Origin of the sequence: Aminobacter sp. SR38, assembly GCF_014843375.1 — a bacterium.
GTDB lineage: Bacteria > Pseudomonadota > Alphaproteobacteria > Rhizobiales > Rhizobiaceae > Aminobacter > Aminobacter ciceronei.
The window spans coordinates 3,037,910-3,053,973 of record NZ_CP062112.1 but is presented as its reverse complement, the minus strand read 5'-3'; the positions used below and the strand labels follow the sequence as shown (position 1 = coordinate 3,053,973).

At 64.1% G+C, this 16,064-nt stretch carries 11 protein-coding genes; 6 read left to right on the top strand and 5 right to left on the bottom strand.

Annotation, left to right across the window (positions count from 1 at the left end):
* Positions 1-113 precede the first annotated feature (113 nt).
* Both IG197_RS14875 and IG197_RS14870 read right to left on the bottom strand, forming a co-directional pair.
* Complete coding sequence (locus IG197_RS14875) at positions 114-1,334, bottom strand: argininosuccinate synthase (RefSeq protein WP_067955844.1); 1,221 nt, start codon at positions 1,332-1,334, stop codon at positions 114-116.
* Between the two features lie 125 nt (positions 1,335-1,459).
* A complete protein-coding gene (locus IG197_RS14870) occupies positions 1,460-3,763 on the bottom strand; it encodes a Tex family protein (RefSeq protein WP_192312891.1) in 2,304 nt (767 codons plus the stop codon).
* A 203-nt stretch (positions 3,764-3,966) separates the two neighbouring features.
* Between IG197_RS14870 and IG197_RS14865 the strand changes: the two genes are divergently transcribed.
* Positions 3,967-4,323 (top strand): DUF423 domain-containing protein, encoded by a 357-nt coding sequence (locus IG197_RS14865; RefSeq protein WP_192312889.1) that lies wholly within the window; start codon positions 3,967-3,969, stop codon positions 4,321-4,323.
* Positions 4,324-4,326: 3 nt separating this feature from the next.
* Here IG197_RS14865 and IG197_RS14860 read toward each other — a convergent pair whose 3' ends face one another.
* Positions 4,327-5,739, bottom strand: coding sequence for a short-chain fatty acyl-CoA regulator family protein (locus IG197_RS14860; RefSeq protein ID WP_067955840.1), 1,413 nt, complete (start codon positions 5,737-5,739; stop codon positions 4,327-4,329).
* A gap of 167 nt (positions 5,740-5,906) precedes the next feature.
* On the opposite strand from IG197_RS14860, the gene IG197_RS14855 reads away from it, so the two are divergent.
* The 4 genes from IG197_RS14855 to scpA all read left to right on the top strand — a co-directional run bounded on the left by IG197_RS14855 (position 5,907) and on the right by scpA (position 12,342).
* Positions 5,907-6,488: a biotin transporter BioY gene (locus tag IG197_RS14855; RefSeq protein WP_192312886.1), complete on the top strand. Its 582-nt coding sequence runs from the start codon at positions 5,907-5,909 to the stop codon at positions 6,486-6,488.
* Positions 6,488-8,020 (top strand): acyl-CoA carboxylase subunit beta, encoded by a 1,533-nt coding sequence (locus IG197_RS14850; RefSeq protein ID WP_192312883.1) that lies wholly within the window; start codon positions 6,488-6,490, stop codon positions 8,018-8,020. The genes IG197_RS14855 and IG197_RS14850 overlap by 1 nt, the downstream gene beginning before the upstream one ends.
* 11 nt (positions 8,021-8,031) lie before the next feature.
* The gene (locus IG197_RS14845; protein ID WP_192312880.1) at positions 8,032-10,035 is read left to right on the top strand and encodes an acetyl/propionyl/methylcrotonyl-CoA carboxylase subunit alpha; all 2,004 of its coding nucleotides are present in this window, start codon (positions 8,032-8,034) and stop codon (positions 10,033-10,035) included.
* 165 nt (positions 10,036-10,200) lie between these two features.
* Positions 10,201-12,342 (top strand): methylmalonyl-CoA mutase, encoded by a 2,142-nt coding sequence (gene scpA / locus IG197_RS14840; protein WP_192312877.1) that lies wholly within the window; start codon positions 10,201-10,203, stop codon positions 12,340-12,342.
* A gap of 52 nt (positions 12,343-12,394) precedes the next feature.
* On the opposite strand, the gene IG197_RS14835 is transcribed toward scpA, so the two are convergent.
* Together IG197_RS14835 and hemN are read right to left on the bottom strand one after the other, a co-directional pair.
* Positions 12,395-13,726: a UDP-glucose/GDP-mannose dehydrogenase family protein gene (locus IG197_RS14835; RefSeq protein WP_192312874.1), complete on the bottom strand. Its 1,332-nt coding sequence runs from the start codon at positions 13,724-13,726 to the stop codon at positions 12,395-12,397.
* 70 nt (positions 13,727-13,796) lie between these two features.
* A complete protein-coding gene (gene hemN / locus IG197_RS14830; protein ID WP_067965898.1) occupies positions 13,797-15,146 on the bottom strand; it encodes an oxygen-independent coproporphyrinogen III oxidase in 1,350 nt (449 codons plus the stop codon).
* A gap of 187 nt (positions 15,147-15,333) precedes the next feature.
* Here hemN and IG197_RS14825 point away from each other — a divergent pair, with 187 nt between their 5' ends.
* Positions 15,334-16,059, top strand: coding sequence for a Crp/Fnr family transcriptional regulator (locus tag IG197_RS14825; protein WP_154387416.1), 726 nt, complete (start codon positions 15,334-15,336; stop codon positions 16,057-16,059).
* Positions 16,060-16,064: the final 5 nt, after the last annotated feature.

Sequence of the window (16,064 nt, the reverse complement as noted above, 5' to 3'; positions counted from 1 at the left end):
CTTGCGGGGAGAATGTGGCCCAAAAGGCTGAATAAGGGGCAGCGCGTAATTCTGAGAGGCTTGTCTGCCTGCCGGCATCTTCTCCCCGTAGAACGGGGAGAAGAAAAAGCTCGTCATTGCCGGTTACGCGCGGCGAGCGTGCGCAGGCGCAAGGCGTTGAGCTTGATGAAGCCGGCGGCGTCCTTCTGGTCGTAGGCGCCCTGGTCGTCCTCGAAGGTGACCAGCTTGTCGGAATAGAGCGACTTCGCGCTCTCTCGGCCGATGACCATGACATTGCCCTTGTAGAGCTTGAGGGTGACTTCGCCCTCGACGTCCTTCTGGCTGAGGTCGATCGCTGCCTGCAGCATCTGGCGCTCGGGCGAGAACCAGAAGCCGTAATAGATCAGCTCGGCGTAACGCGGCATCAGCTCATCCTTGAGATGCGCGGCACCACGGTCGAGCGTGATCGATTCGATGGCGCGGTGCGCCTGAAGCAGGATCGTGCCGCCCGGGGTCTCGTAGACGCCGCGGCTCTTCATGCCGACGAAGCGGTTCTCGACCAGGTCGAGACGGCCGATGCCGTTGTCGCGGCCGTAGTCGTTGAGCTTGGCCAGCAGCGCCGCCGGTGACAGGCGCTCGCCATTGATCGAGACGGCATCACCCTTTTCGAAGCCGATCTTGATGATGGTTGCCTTGTCAGGCGCAGCCTCGGGCGAAATGGTGCGCATGTGCACATATTCGGGTGCCTCGACGGCCGGATCTTCCAGTACTTTGCCCTCGGAGGACGAGTGCAAAAGGTTGGCATCCACGGAGAAGGGAGCCTCACCCTTCTTGTCCTTGGCGACCGGGATCTGGTGCTTTTCGGCGAAGTCGAGCAGGTCGGTGCGGCTCTTGAACGACCAGTCGCGCCACGGTGCGATGATCTTGATGTCGGGATTGAGCGCATAGGCCGACAGCTCGAAGCGGACCTGATCGTTGCCCTTGCCAGTGGCGCCGTGGGCGATTGCGTCTGCACCGGTCTTCCTGGCGATATCGACGAGGTGCTTGGAGATCAGCGGACGAGCAATCGAAGTGCCGAGCAGGTAAACGCCTTCATAGACGGCATTGGCGCGGAACATCGGGAAAACAAAGTCGCGGACGAATTCTTCGCGCACGTCCTCGATGAAGATCTCCTTGATGCCCAGCATCTCGGCCTTCTTGCGCGCCGGCTCGAGCTCCTCGCCCTGGCCGAGATCGGCAGTGAAGGTGACGACCTCGGCGTTGAGCTCGGTCTGCAGCCACTTCAGGATGATGGAGGTGTCGAGACCGCCGGAATAGGCGAGCACAACCTTCTTGACGTCTTTCCACTTGGACATTTGAGCACGGCACCTTTTGCAAGCGGCCGGCTGGGGCCGCGTTTCCCGGGCTTTCTAAGCAGGAACGGGCAAGCGGGCAAGGGCGATCATGCCGCTGCGATAGCAGCGTGATCGCCCAGGCTTGCTCACTTGCGCTTCATCGCCTCGAGCAGGGCCGCGCCGAACGCACCTTGCTGGTCCGCCTTGTTTGGCTGCGGCTTCGATGACGCGAACTTCATGTCGCGGCTCTTGGCGGGAGCGGCCGAGCGGGGCGCCGGCTCGCCGCCATCCTTGCGCATGGTAAGCCCGATGCGCTTGCGCGCAATGTCGACCTCGACGACGCGGACTTTCACCACGTCGCCGGCCTTCACCACCTCATGTGGGTCCTTCACGAACTTGTCGGCCAGCTGCGAGACATGGACGAGGCCGTCCTGATGCACGCCAATGTCAACGAAGGCGCCGAAAGCGGCGACGTTGGTGACGGTACCTTCGAGCAGCATGCCGGGCTTGAGATCCTTGATGTCGTCGACGCCGTCGGCGAAGGTCGCGGTCTTGAAGCCCGGACGCGGGTCGCGACCCGGTTTTTCCAGCTCGGCGATGATGTCGCGCACCGTCGGCAGGCCGAAACGTTCGTCGACGAAGGCGCGCGGATCGATCGCCTTAAGTGCTGCACTGTCACCCATCAGCTGGCGCAGGTCACGGCCGCAGGACGCCACGATCTTCTTGGCGACGCCATAGGCTTCAGGATGGACGGACGAAGCATCGAGCGGCTCCTTGCCGTCACGGATGCGCAGGAAGCCGGCGCATTGTTCGAAGGCGCGCTGGCCAAGGCGGGGGACCGACAACAGGTCGCGACGTGTGGCGAAGGCGCCCGAGACGTCACGGTAGGCGACGATCGACTCGGCCAGCGACGGCCCGAGACCGGAGACCCGAGCGAGCAGGGGGGCAGAGGCGGTGTTGAGGTCGACACCGACGGCGTTCACCGCGTCCTCGACCACCGCTTCGAGCGAACGTCCGAGGCGAAACTGGTCGACGTCGTGCTGGTACTGACCGACGCCGATCGACTTGGGCTCGATCTTGACCAGCTCGGCGAGCGGATCCTGCAGGCGGCGCGCAATCGATACGGCACCACGCAGCGACACGTCGAGATTGGGGAACTCGGCCGCGGCCGTGGCGGAGGCCGAATAGACCGAGGCACCGGCCTCGCTGACAATGACCTTTGTCGGCTTGGGCGCCGGCATGTCAGTCAGCATGTCGGCGACGAGGCGCTCGGTTTCGCGGCTGCCGGTGCCGTTGCCGATGGCGATCAGCTCGACCTTGTGGCGGATGATAAGCCGGGCCAGTTCAGCCTGGGTTCCACGCACGTCGTTCTTCGGCGGGAAGGGGTAGACCGTGGTGGTGTCGAGCACCTTGCCGGTGGCGTCGATGACCGCAACCTTGACCCCGGTGCGGATGCCCGGATCGAGGCCCATGGTGGCGCGCGAGCCGGCAGGGGCGGCGAGCAACAGGTCCTTGAGGTTGCGCGAGAACACGCGGATCGCCTCTTCCTCGGCCGCCTCGCGCAGGTCGCGCATCAGGTCGAGCGACAGCGAAAGCGACAGTTTCACGCGCCAGGTCCAGCCGGCGACCTGCATCAGCCACTGGTCGCCGGGCAGGGTCGATCCAATCTGGTAGGCGGCGGCGATCATGCGCTCGACCGGCTTGACCGGCGAGGTGTCGTCGGCATCGATCTCGAGGTCGAGCGTCAGCACGTCCTCGTTGCGGCCGCGCAGCATGGCGAGCGCCCGGTGGCTCGGCACGGAGGCCCAGCGCTCGGAATGGTCGAAATAATCGGAGAACTTGGCGCCGGCGTCCTGCTTGCCGTCGACGACGCGGGCACGCATGACGGCGCGTTCCTTCATGTGGGTGCGCAGGCGGCCGAGGAGATCGGCGTTTTCCGAAATGCCCTCGGCGACGATATCGCGCGCGCCTTCCAGCGCCGCCTTCACATCGGCCACTTCACCGGCGACGTAAGGCACGGCCAGCTCGGCCGGCACTTTCGAACGGTCGGCGAGGATGGCTTCTGCCAGCGGTCCAAGCCCGCGCTCCCTGGCGATTTCCGCTTTGGTGCGGCGCTTGGGCTTGTAAGGCAGGTAGATGTCTTCGAGTTCGGCCTTGGTGGTGACGGTGGCGATGCGGATCGCCAGCTCGTCGGTCATCTTGCCCTGGCTGGTGATGGATTCGATGATGGCAGTGCGGCGCGCCTCGAGTTCGCGCAGATAGGCGAGGCGTTCGGAGAGATCGCGCAGCTGGGTGTCGTCGAGGCCGCCGGTGACTTCCTTGCGGTAGCGGGCGACGAAGGGAACGGTCGCACCCTCGTCGAGCAGCCCGACGGCAGCTATGACCTGCTCGGCCTTCGCATTGATCTCGGCTGCAATGATCGCAGCGATTTTCCTGATGTCGCCAGCCATGGAATCCTGGTGCCTGTTGTACGGGTGCGCGAACATAGTGACTGCCGGGCGGAACGCCAAACGACCATTTTCCCGCGCCGTCTCAAGCTCCACAGAAAAGCGGCAGGGCTGCGGCAATCGGCGCGGCAAACGGATGGAATTTTGGCAGGCATCTTCGCAGCTTCCGCGTATCTTCCCGGGAAAGCGCCCTCAGGAGCAAATCAATGAAATTCGGCCGGTTTCTGTTTGTCGCAGCGGCGCTGTGCGGCGCAGCCGGCGTGGCGCTGTCGGCGGCGGCCAGCCATGGCGGCAGCGCAAATGTCGCCACTGCGGCTAATTTTCTGCTGTTTCATGCGCCTGTACTGATCGCTCTGTCGCTGATGGCAGCCCACAGCCGCACCCTGCACGTCGGAGCAGCTATTCTACTCCTGTCAGTGTTGCTGTTCTCAGGCGATCTCCTGGCGCGCGACTATCTCGGCCAACGCCTGTTTCCCTTCGCCGCCCCCTTGGGCGGCACCGGCATGATCCTGGGCTGGCTGACGCTGGCGGTTGGCGGGCTGACGGTCCGCCAAGACGGCTGATCCTCAGCCGATTCGATAGGGAAGGGGGTGACGGACGTCCTTGTCGATTACCAGCCGGCGCTTGAGCGGCGGCACGGCGCGCTGGAGGCAGTTGGTGCGCTCGCAGATGCGGCATGAAATGCCGATCGGATCGAAGGCGGTTCTGCTACCCAGTTCCAACCCGTCGGCATAGACAAAATCCTGCGCGTAAGTGACCTCGCAGCCAAGCGCGATGGAATAGCGCCGGTGCGGCGCGTTGAAGCCGCCGCCGCCCTTGGAGATTTCCGTGGCGATGCAGAGATATCGCGCGCCGTCGGGCGTCTCGGCCAGCTGGCGGATGATCCGGCCCGGCGTCTCGAAGGCCTGGTGCACGTTCCACAGCGGACAGGCCGCGCCGAAACGAGCGAACTGCAGCTTGGCGGCACTGTGGCGCTTGGTGATGTTGCCGGCGCGGTCGATGCGGGCAAAGAAGATCGGTACGCCCTTGTGCCCCGGCCGCTGCAGCGTACTGAGGCGGTGGGCCACCTGCTCGATCGAGGCGCCGAAATGCGCGGCCATCAGCTCGAGGTCGTGGCGCAGCTCCGCCGCCGCGCGCATGAAGGCCTGATAGGGGAGGGTCAGCGCGCCGGCGAAATAATTGCGCAGCCCCATCTTGCAGATTTCCTGCGCCTCGCTGGTACGGAATTCGGCCGAACGAGCGATCTGTGCCACCTCGGCCTCCATCTCCATCTCGGCGATCTGGAAGGCGATCTGGAAGCTGCGGGTGGCCAGAGGCGAGTAGGGGTTGAGGAACAGCACCCCCGACTTGGCGTCGAAGCGCCTCAGCGCATCGTCGTCGGCATCGGCGCGGGCGATGCGGACGCCGTGCCGGCTGTCCAGATGCCCCGCCATCGCCGCATAACTGTCGCGCTCGCCGATGCCGAGCTCCCCGGCCAGCCGCTCGGCCGCCACGTCGAGCGCGTGGATGTAATTGTCGACGAAATGGAAGAAGTCGCGCACTTCCTCATAGGGCGTCGGCTCGGAGGCCGACGTGCCGCGCCCCAGTGTGTCGTCAAGGCTCGCCAGCTGCTCGGAATTGCGGCGATAGGCTTGATGGGCCGAGATCAGCGCCCGGGCGAAGCCCGGCGCGTTCTGCGTCACCAGCTTCAGTTCCTGCAGGTTGGGCGCGTAGTTCTCGAAGATCGGATCGGACAGTGCCTCCGTCAGCGCCGACAGCAGCCGGTCATTGTCGCCCTGCGAAATCTCCGAGATGTCGATCTGGAATTTTTCGGCGAGCGCGAGCAGCACCGAGGCGGAAACCGGACGCTGGTTGTTCTCGATCTGGTTGAGATAGCTGGTCGAGATGCCGATGCGCTCGGCGAAGCTCGCCTGCGTCGCCTTGTTGGCCTCGCGCAGCTCGCGCACCTTGCGGCCGATATAGAGTTTGCGGGTCGCCATGTTTGCAAATTCGCAATTTACATTTCTCGAATTTGTATATTACGCTTTTGCACACTTTCAACTGTTTTCCTGCGCGCGCCATGGAGCTATTGCGCCAACTTCGCTGCTTGCCGCTGACGCGGCGAGAGGCCATTGTTTTTCAACCTCGTAGCGCGGGAGAAAGCCCCATGACGCTCTACCAGACCGTTGCCGACCGGCGGACCAGTCGGCTCAGCACAATGGACATCGTGGCCGTCGTCGCGGGCTCGTTGCTTCTGACCGCCTCCGCCAAGATCCAGGTGCCGTTCTACCCCGTTCCCATGACCATGCAGACGCTTGTCGTCATCGGCCTCGGCCTAGCGCTCGGCCCGGTACGTGGCACTGCTGCCGTTGCTCTCTATCTCGCGCAGGGCGCTCTTGGCCTGCCGGTCTTTGCCGGCACGCCCGAAAAGGGGATCGGCCTCGCCTACATGACGGGCCCGACCGGCGGTTATCTCGCCGGCTACCTGCCTGCCGCAGTGCTCGCCGGCTGGCTCGCCGAGCGCGGCTGGGACCGCCACGCTGTCACCACCATGCTGGCCGCACTGCTTGCCGGAGCCGTCATCTATGTGCCCGGCCTGCTCTGGCTCGGCAATGTCGTCGGCTGGGACAAGCCTGTGCTGGCCTTCGGCCTCTACCCCTTCATATCAGGCGATATCATGAAGGCCGTGCTTGCCGCGATCGCCTTCCCCGCCGCCTGGAAATGGCTTTCTCACAAGGGCATGAACTGATGCGCGCCGTACTCGAACAACTGGAAGCCCGCCGCGCCGAGGCCCGCCTCGGCGGCGGCCAGAAGCGCATCGATGCCCAGCATGCCAAGGGCAAGCTGACGGCGCGCGAACGCATCGACGTGCTGCTCGACGAAGGCTCTTTCGAAGAGTTCGACATGTATGTCACCCACCGCACCACCGATTTCGGCATGGCCGAGCAGAAGGTGGCGGGTGATGGCGTGGTCACCGGCTGGGGCACCATCAACGGCCGCCTTGTTTATGTCTTCAGCCAGGATTTCACCGTGCTCGGCGGTTCGCTGTCGGAGACGCACGCGCAGAAAATCTGCAAGATCATGGACATGGCGATGCGCAACGGCGCGCCCGTCATCGGCCTGAACGACTCCGGCGGCGCCCGCATCCAGGAAGGCGTCGCTTCGCTCGCCGGCTATGCCGACGTGTTCAAGCGCAATGTCGATGCCTCCGGCGTCGTGCCGCAGATCTCGGTCATCATGGGCCCGTGCGCTGGCGGCGCAGTCTATTCGCCGGCCATGACCGACTTCATCTTCATGGTGCGCGACAGCTCCTACATGTTCGTTACCGGCCCGGACGTGGTGAAGACGGTCACCAACGAGATCGTCACGGCAGAAGAACTCGGCGGCGCCCGCACCCACACCGCGAAGTCCTCGGTTGCCGACGGCGCCTACGAAAACGACATCGAGGCGCTGGAGCAGGTCCGCCTGCTGTTCGACTTCCTGCCGCTCAACAACCGCGAGAAGCCGCCGGTACGGCCGTTCCACGACGACCCGAGCCGGCTGGAGATGCGGCTCGACACGCTGATCCCCGACAGCGCGACCAAACCCTACGACATGAAGGAGCTGATCCTGGCGATCGCCGACGAGGGCGATTTCTTCGAAATCCAGGAAGCCTTCGCCAAGAATATCATCACCGGCTTCATGCGCATCGAAGGCCAGAGCGTCGGCGTGGTCGCCAACCAGCCGATGGTGCTGGCCGGCTGTCTCGACATCGATTCATCGCGCAAGGCTGCGCGTTTCGTCCGTTTCTGCGATGCCTTCTCGATCCCGATCCTGACCTTGGTCGACGTGCCGGGCTTCCTGCCTGGTACCGCACAGGAATATGGCGGCGTCATCAAGCATGGCGCCAAGCTGCTCTTCGCCTACAGCCAGGCCACCGTTCCGATGGTCACGCTCATCACGCGCAAGGCCTATGGCGGCGCTTATGACGTCATGGCCTCCAAGCATATCGGCGCCGACATCAACTATGCCTGGCCGACGGCGGAGATCGCCGTCATGGGCGCCAAGGGCGCGACCGAGATCCTCTACCGCTCCGATCTTGGCGATCCGGAAAAGATCGCCGAGCGCACCAAGGAGTACGAAACCAACTTCGCCAACCCGTTCAAGGCAGCCGAGCGCGGTTTCATCGACGAGGTGATCATGCCGCATTCGTCGCGCCGTCGCATCGCCCGCGCCTTCGCCGCCCTGCGCGGCAAGAAGCTCGATGCACCGTGGAAGAAGCACGACACGATACCGCTGTGAGCAGGACAAACATGTTCAAGAAAATCCTCATCGCCAATCGTGGCGAGATCGCCTGCCGGGTCATCAAGACGGCCCAGAAGCTTGGTATCGCAACGGTCGCAGTCTATTCCGACGCCGACCGTGAGGCGCTGCACGTGAAGATGGCCGACGAGGCCGTCCATATCGGGCCGGCACCGTCGAACCAGTCCTACATCGTCATCCAGAAAATCATCGACGCGATCCGACAGACCGGCGCCGATGCGGTGCATCCGGGCTATGGCTTCCTGTCGGAGAACCCGAATTTCGCCGAGGCGCTAAAGGGCGAAGGCGTCGCCTTCATCGGCCCGCCGCCGGTTGCCATCGAGGCGATGGGCGACAAGATCACCTCGAAGAAGATCGCGGCCTCCGCCGGCGTCAACACCGTGCCCGGCCATATGGGGCTGATCGAAGACGCCGACGAGGCGGTCAAGATCGCCAGTTCGATCGGTTATCCCGTCATGATCAAGGCCTCCGCCGGCGGCGGCGGCAAAGGCATGCGCATCGCCTGGAACGACACCGAGGCGCGCGAGGGCTTCCAGTCGTCCAGGAACGAGGCAAAGTCCTCCTTCGGCGACGACCGCATTTTCATCGAAAAATTCGTCACCCAGCCGCGCCACATCGAGATCCAGGTGCTGGGCGATCAGCACGGCAACCTCGTCTATCTCGGCGAGCGCGAATGTTCGATCCAACGCCGCAACCAGAAGGTCATCGAGGAGGCGCCGTCGCCCTTCCTCGACGCCGCCACCCGCAAGGCAATGGGCGAACAGGCCGTGGCGCTCGGCAAGGCCGTCGGCTACTTCTCGGCCGGCACGGTCGAGTTCATCGTCGACGGCAACAGGAACTTCTACTTCCTCGAGATGAACACCCGCTTGCAGGTCGAGCATCCGGTGACGGAATTGATCACCGGCATCGACCTGGTCGAGGAGATGATCCGCGTCGCCGCCGGCGAGAAGCTTCGCTTTACGCAAGCCGACGTGAAGCTTAACGGCTGGGCCGTCGAAAGCCGCCTCTATGCAGAGGATCCCTACCGCAACTTCCTGCCGTCGATCGGCCGGCTGACCCGCTACCGCCCGCCGGTCGAGGGCAAGCGCGACGACGGCACCATCGTCCGCAACGATACCGGCGTCTTCGAGGGCGGCGAAATCTCGATGTATTACGATCCGATGATCGCCAAGCTCTGCACCTGGGCGCCGGATCGCCTGACGGCGGTCGAGGCGATGGGCCGGGCGCTGGACGATTTCGAAGTCGAAGGCATCGGCCACAATCTGCCGTTCCTCTCGGCGGTCATGGACCAGGAGCGGTTCCGCTCCGGCGCGCTGACCACCGCCTACATCGCCGAGGAGTTCCCCGACGGCTTTGCCGGCGTGGCACCCTCCGAGTCCGATGCCCGCAAGCTTGCCGCGGTGGCGGCACTTATCAACCAGTCCGTCCAGCGTCGCGGCACCCAGATCTCGGGCTCGCTCGCCAACCACCAGCGTCCCGTCGGCGCCGACTGGGTGGTCACCCTTGCCGGCTTCACCCTGCCGCTCCATGTCAGGGACGGAGCCGACGGCATGATGGTCGAATTCGACGACGGCACCACACTTGCGGTGTCGAGCGACTGGCTGCCAGGCCACCCGCACGCCAACTTTGCCGTCGATGGCACGTCCATCGGCGTGAAGGTGTCGCGGTCGGGCACAGGCTGGCGCCTGCGCTGGCGCGGCATGGACGTGGTGACCCATGTGCGCAGCCCGCGCGTCGCCCAGTTGGCCAGGCTGATGCCGGTCAAGCTGCCGCCGGATACCTCGAAGATGCTGCTCTGCCCGATGCCGGGCGTGGTGACGTCGATCCTCGTCAAGCAAGGCGACACCGTCGAGGCCGGCCAGTCGCTGGCAACCGTCGAGGCGATGAAAATGGAAAACGTGCTGCGCGCCGAGCGCAAGGGCACGGTCAAGCGCGTGGCGGCGACAGCGGGCGAAAGCCTCGCAGTCGACGAGCTGATCATGGAGTTCGAGTGATGGCGCCTAGCGCCTCTTCAGACTGCTTAGGGTCGATCCGCAAAGTGGACACGATCGACCCCATCGTCGCACGTGCTCGACTTGGCACTCTTACCCCCACCCCGGACCTGCGGTCCGACCCTCCCCAGAAGGGGGAGGGTGAGCCCCGCGCCTGAGGAGGCCCCAATGACCGACAAACCAACAATTGATTCCTGGAAAAAACTCGCCGAGCGCGAGATCAAGGCATCGCCCGACACGCTGACCTGGAACACGCCTGAGGGCATCGAGGTCAAGCCGCTCTACACGGCGGATGATCTCCAAGGCATCGGCCATCTCGGCACGCTGCCGGGCATCGCGCCGTTCCTGCGCGGTCCACGCGCCACCATGTACACCGGCCGCCCCTGGACCATCCGGCAATATGCCGGCTTCTCCACGGCGGAGGCTTCCAACAACTTCTACCGCAAGGCGCTCGCCGCCGGCCAGCAGGGCGTGTCGGTCGCCTTCGACCTCGCCACCCATCGCGGTTATGACTCGGACCATCCGCGCGTCGAAGGTGACGTCGGCAAGGCCGGCGTGGCAATCGATTCCGTCGAGGACATGAAGATCCTGTTCGACGGGATCCCGCTCGAGCAGATCTCGGTGTCGATGACCATGAACGGCGCTGTCATCCCGATCCTCGCCAATTTCATCGTCGCGGGCGAAGAACAGGGCGTGTCGCGCGACAAGCTGTCGGGGACCATCCAGAACGACATCCTCAAGGAGTTCATGGTCCGCAACACCTACATCTACCCGCCGGAACCCTCGATGCGCATCGTTGCCGACATCATCGAGTACACGGCCAGAGAGATGCCGAAGTTCAACTCGATCTCGATCTCCGGCTACCACATGCAGGAGGCCGGTTCGACGCTGGTGCAGGAACTTGCCTTCACCCTGGCCGATGGGCGCGAATATGTTCGTGCGGCGCTGAAGAAGGGGCTCAATGTCGACGACTTCGCCGGCCGGCTGTCCTTCTTCTTCGCTATCGGCATGAACTTCTTCATGGAGGCGGCAAAGCTGCGGGCGGCGCGCTTGCTGTGGTCGCGCATCATGACCGAATTCGAGCCGAAGAAGGCCTCGTCGCTGATGCTGCGCACGCACTGCCAGACCTCCGGCGTGTCGCTGCAGGAGCAGGATCCCTACAACAACATCGTCCGCACCGCCTTCGAGGCGATGTCGGCGGCCCTCGGCGGCACGCAGTCGCTGCACACCAACTCCTTCGACGAGGCGATAGCACTTCCAACCGAGTTTTCGGCCCGTATCGCCCGCAACACCCAGTTGATCCTGCAGCATGAGACCGGCGTGACCAAGGTCGTCGACCCACTCGCCGGCTCCTATTATGTCGAGGCCCTGACCAACGACCTCGCCGAGAAGGCCTGGGCGCTGATCGAGGAGGTCGAGGCGATGGGCGGCATGACCAAGGCTGTCGCGAGCGGATTGCCCAAGCGGATGATCGAGGAGGCGGCGACCCGGCGCCAGGCCGCCGTCGACAAAGGTGACGAGGTCATCGTTGGCGTCAACAAGTACCGCCTCGAGCAGGAAGATCATCTCGATATCCTTGAGATCGACAATTCCGCCGTCCGCCTGTCACAGATCGCCCGTATCGAGCGCACCCGCCGCCAGCGCGACCCGAAGCGCGTCGCCGAAACGATTGCCGCGCTGGAACAGGTCGCTCGCTCAGGTGAAGGCAACATCCTTGCCGCGGCCGTCGACGCGTCCCGCGCCCGTGCCACGGTCGGCGAGATTTCCGATGCCATGCGCCGCGCCTTTGGCGACCATGCGGCGGTGCCGGAAGTGGTCGAAAACGTCTATGGCAAGGCCTATGACGACGAGCCGGAATTCCAGACGTTGGTGTCGCGGCTCGAACAGTTTGCCGGCTCACTGGGTGAAAAGCCGCGTGTCATGGTGGCCAAGCTCGGCCAGGATGGCCATGATCGCGGTGCCAAGATTATCGCCTCGGCCTTTGGCGACATCGGCTTCGAGGTCATTGCCGGGCCGCTGTTTCAGACACCGGGCGAAGCCGCAGACACGGCAATCACCTCCAGGGTCCACGTCGTCGGCATGTCGTCGCTGGCGGCCGGCCACAAGACGCTTGCCCCACAGCTTGTCCAGGCTCTCAAGGCCAAGGGCGCTGAGGATATCATCGTGGTGGTCGGCGGCGTCATTCCGCGGCAGGATTATCAGTACCTGCTTGACCATGGCGTGTCGGCGGTCTTCGGACCCGGCACCAATGTGCTCGACGCCGCCCGCGCGGTGCTCGACCTGATGGAAGGCAAGCGCCGCAACCAGTGAGCGCCGTATCAGACAAAAGAGCCCGCTCGCGCGGGCCCTTTCTTTGCCGGTGTTATGACGCCTTGCGGCCGATGGAGACGTATTGGATACCGTGGCGGGCGACCACCGCCGGGTCATAGAGGTTGCGGCCGTCGAAGATGACGGCGGTCTTGAGCTGGTCGCGGATCAGCTCGAAGGACGGCGCCCTAAAATTCTTCCACTCGGTGGCGATCAAGAGTGCATCGGCGCCGCGCAACGCCGCCTCCTTGGTACCGCACAAGGTGAGGTCGTCGCGCTGGCCATAGATCTGCTGCGCCTCGTTCATCGCCTCGGGATCATAGGCCTGCACCCTGGCGCCGGCTTGCCACAGCGCCTCCATCAGCACCCTCGATGGTGCCTCACGCATGTCGTCGGTGTTGGGCTTGAAGGCCAGACCCCAGAGCGCAAAGGTCTTGCCGGCGAGGTCACCGTTGAAGTGGCTCTTCAGCTTGTCGAACAGCACCGCCTTCTGGGCATTGTTGCGCGCCTCGACCGAGTGCAGCAGCACCGGCTCGAAACCGACATCGCCGGCGGTGCGGATCAGTGCCCGCACATCCTTGGGGAAACACGAGCCGCCATAACCCAGCCCGGGATAGATGAAGTGGTAGCCGATACGCGGATCCGAGCCGATGCCCTTGCGCACCTCCTCGATATCGGCGCCGAGCAGCTCGGCCAGGTTCGCCATCTCGTTCATGAAGCTGATCTTGGTCGCCAGCATGCAGTTGGCGGCGTATTTGGTGAACTCGGCCGAGCGCACGTCCATCACGATCATCTTCTCGTGGTTGCGGTTGAACGGTGCATAGAGCTCGCGCATCACCTCCTCGGCCGCTTCGCTGTCGGTGCCGACGATGATGCGGTCGGGCTTCATGCAGTCGGCGACCGCCGAACCTTCCTTCAAAAACTCCGGGTTGGAGACGACGTCGAAGCTTAGCTCCTCTCGGCCTCTCTGTTTCAAGGCCACCGCAATCGTCTCGCGCACCTTGTCGGCGGTGCCGACCGGCACCGTCGACTTGGTCACCACGATCTTGGCACCCGCCATCTCGCGGCCGATGGCATCGGCCACCGACAGCACATATTTGAGGTCGGCCGAGCCGTCCTCGCCCTGCGGCGTGCCGACCGCAATCATCTGGATCGCGCCATGGCGCACGGCCATCGAAGCGTCCGTCGTGAAGACGATACGCCCCGCCGCGTGGTTCTCGCGCACCAGCGCCTCCAGCCCCGGCTCGAAGATCGGGATGAAACCCTGGTTCAGCCGCTCGACCTTGGCCGCATCGACGTCGACGCAGACGACATCATGACCGACCTCGGCCAGAACAGCCGCCTGAACAAGACCGACATAGCCAATCCCAAATACTGTCAGATTCATGAAGCCAGATCCCGTTCGCGCCGTGCGTTTCGCACGCGCTTGATACAGGAATTTGACAGCGCGTAGAAGTTCAGACGGCTACGGAATGGCGCGCGGTGCCCTGGCCGAGATAGGCGTCGAAGACAGCCGCGATCGATCGAACGAACGGCTTGCCGCGTTCGGTGACGACGAAGCGGTTGCCTGCGCGCACGAAGACGCCGTCCCTGTCGTTAGCGGCAAGCAGCTCGGCCTCGGCAATGACGCCGCGGGCGCCATCGCCGAAACGGCTGAGCAGCTCGCAGCGCGAGAAGGAAAAATCGCACATCAGCCGCTCGATCACCCAGGCACGCATGCGGTCGGCATTCGACAGGGCGAAGCCGCGCACCGTGGCCAAGCCACCGGCCAGCACGCGGCGTTCATATTCTCCCGTTGCCGGCATGTTCTGGACATAGCCATGTGGCAGAAGCCCGATCGACGAAGCACCGAGGCCGATCAGCGCGTCGGCCTGGTCGGTCGTATAGCCCTGGAAATTGCGCCGCAGCGTGCCCGCATGCGCCGCCACGGCCAGGCTATCCCCAGGCAAGGAGAAATGATCCATGCCGACGGCTTCGTAGCCGGCGTCCAGGATCAGCCGCGCGGCCACTTCCGACTGCGCCAACCGCGCCACAGCGTCGGGCAACAACGCATCGTCGATCATCGTCTGGTGCTTCTTCAGCCACGGCACATGGGCGTAGCCGAACAGCGCGATGCGGTCGGGCCGCAGCGACAGCAGCTTTTCCGTTGTTGCGGCGATGCTGTTGAGCGTCTGGTGCGGCAGGCCGTAGAGCATGTCGAGATTGACCGAACGCACGCCGCGCGCGCGAACGGCGTTGACCACTGCCTTCGTCTGTTCGAAACTTTGCTCTCGGTTTATGGCCTTTTGAACCCGCTCATCGAAATCCTGCACGCCCAGGCTCGCCCGTGTCAGACCTACGGCCGCCAGCGCATCAAAACGCGCCTCGTCCATATCGTTGGGATCGATCTCGACACTGATTTCGGCATCATCGGCAAAGCTGAACTTTTCGCGCAGGCGGCTGCCGAGCGCCATCATGTCCTTCGGTGTCAGCATCGTCGGCGAGCCCCCACCGAGATGCAAGTTGCGGACATTTAGCCGGCTTCCACACAGCGCGGAGATCGTATCGATCTCGCACTCCAGCGCCCTGAGATAACGTTCGACGGGATCGTAGCGACGGGTCTGCTTGGTATGGCAGGCGCAGAACCAGCACAGCCGGTCGCAATAGGGAACATGGATGTAGAGCGACGCACTCGCCCCCTTTGGCAACGCGCGCAACCAGCCACCATAGGTCGTCGAAGACACCGCCGCATTGAAGTGCGGCGCGGTCGGATAGCTGGTGTAGCGCGGCACCGGCGCTGCGTATTTCTCGACGAGGGTCCTGTCCATGATCGTCTCCATCAATTGCTGAAGCATGCTGCGGAGACGCCGGTATCGCCTTGACCTGGATCAAGCGAAGACCTGGATCAAGCAACGAGCTGGATCAAAAGCAACACAGGGCGATGGACACAATGACACGGTTCCTTTTGGCGGCCGCGATGCCTAGATTGGGCAAATCGGGGTGCTGGACGAAGAAATGGCCATTCGCCAGGACATTCATAATTCTGAAATACCGGCGTTGTGCCGCTCCTGCGAGGCGCGGCATCGCGGCGTTTGCGGTGCGCTGACGCCGGAACAGCTTGTCGAGCTCAGCCGACACACCACCAAACGCAAGGTCGAGCCGGGCACCGTGCTGGTGTCGGACTCGGACACGATCGACAGCTACGCCAACGTGCTGGCCGGCGTGGTCAAGCTGGTCAAGACGTTGCCCGACGGCCGCCAGCAGATCGTCGGCCTGCAGTTCGCGCCCGACTTCATCGGCCGTCCGTTCAAGCAGGAGAGCTCAATCACGGCAGAAGCCGCAACCGCCGTCCGCGTCTGCGCCTTTCCCAAGACCTCGCTCGACCGTATGATCGACCAGGCGCCGGAGCTCGGCCACCGGCTGCATCTCCAGGCGCTCGACGAGCTCGATGAGGCACGCGACTGGATGCTGACGCTGGGACGCAAGACCGCCGCCGAGCGTGTCGCCTCGTTCCTTCACCTCATCGCCAGGCATGGCGACCCAGAGGCCGAGAGCGCGGGCGAAATCAGCTTCGACCTGCCGCTTACCCGCGCCGACATCGCCGATTTCCTTGGCCTGACCATCGAAACCGTCAGCCGCCAGCTGACCAAGCTGCGCAAGGACGGTCTGATCACGGTCGAAAACAACCGCCATATCACGGTCTTCGACTTGGACAGGCTGGAGCGACGCGCCAATATCTGAGCAGG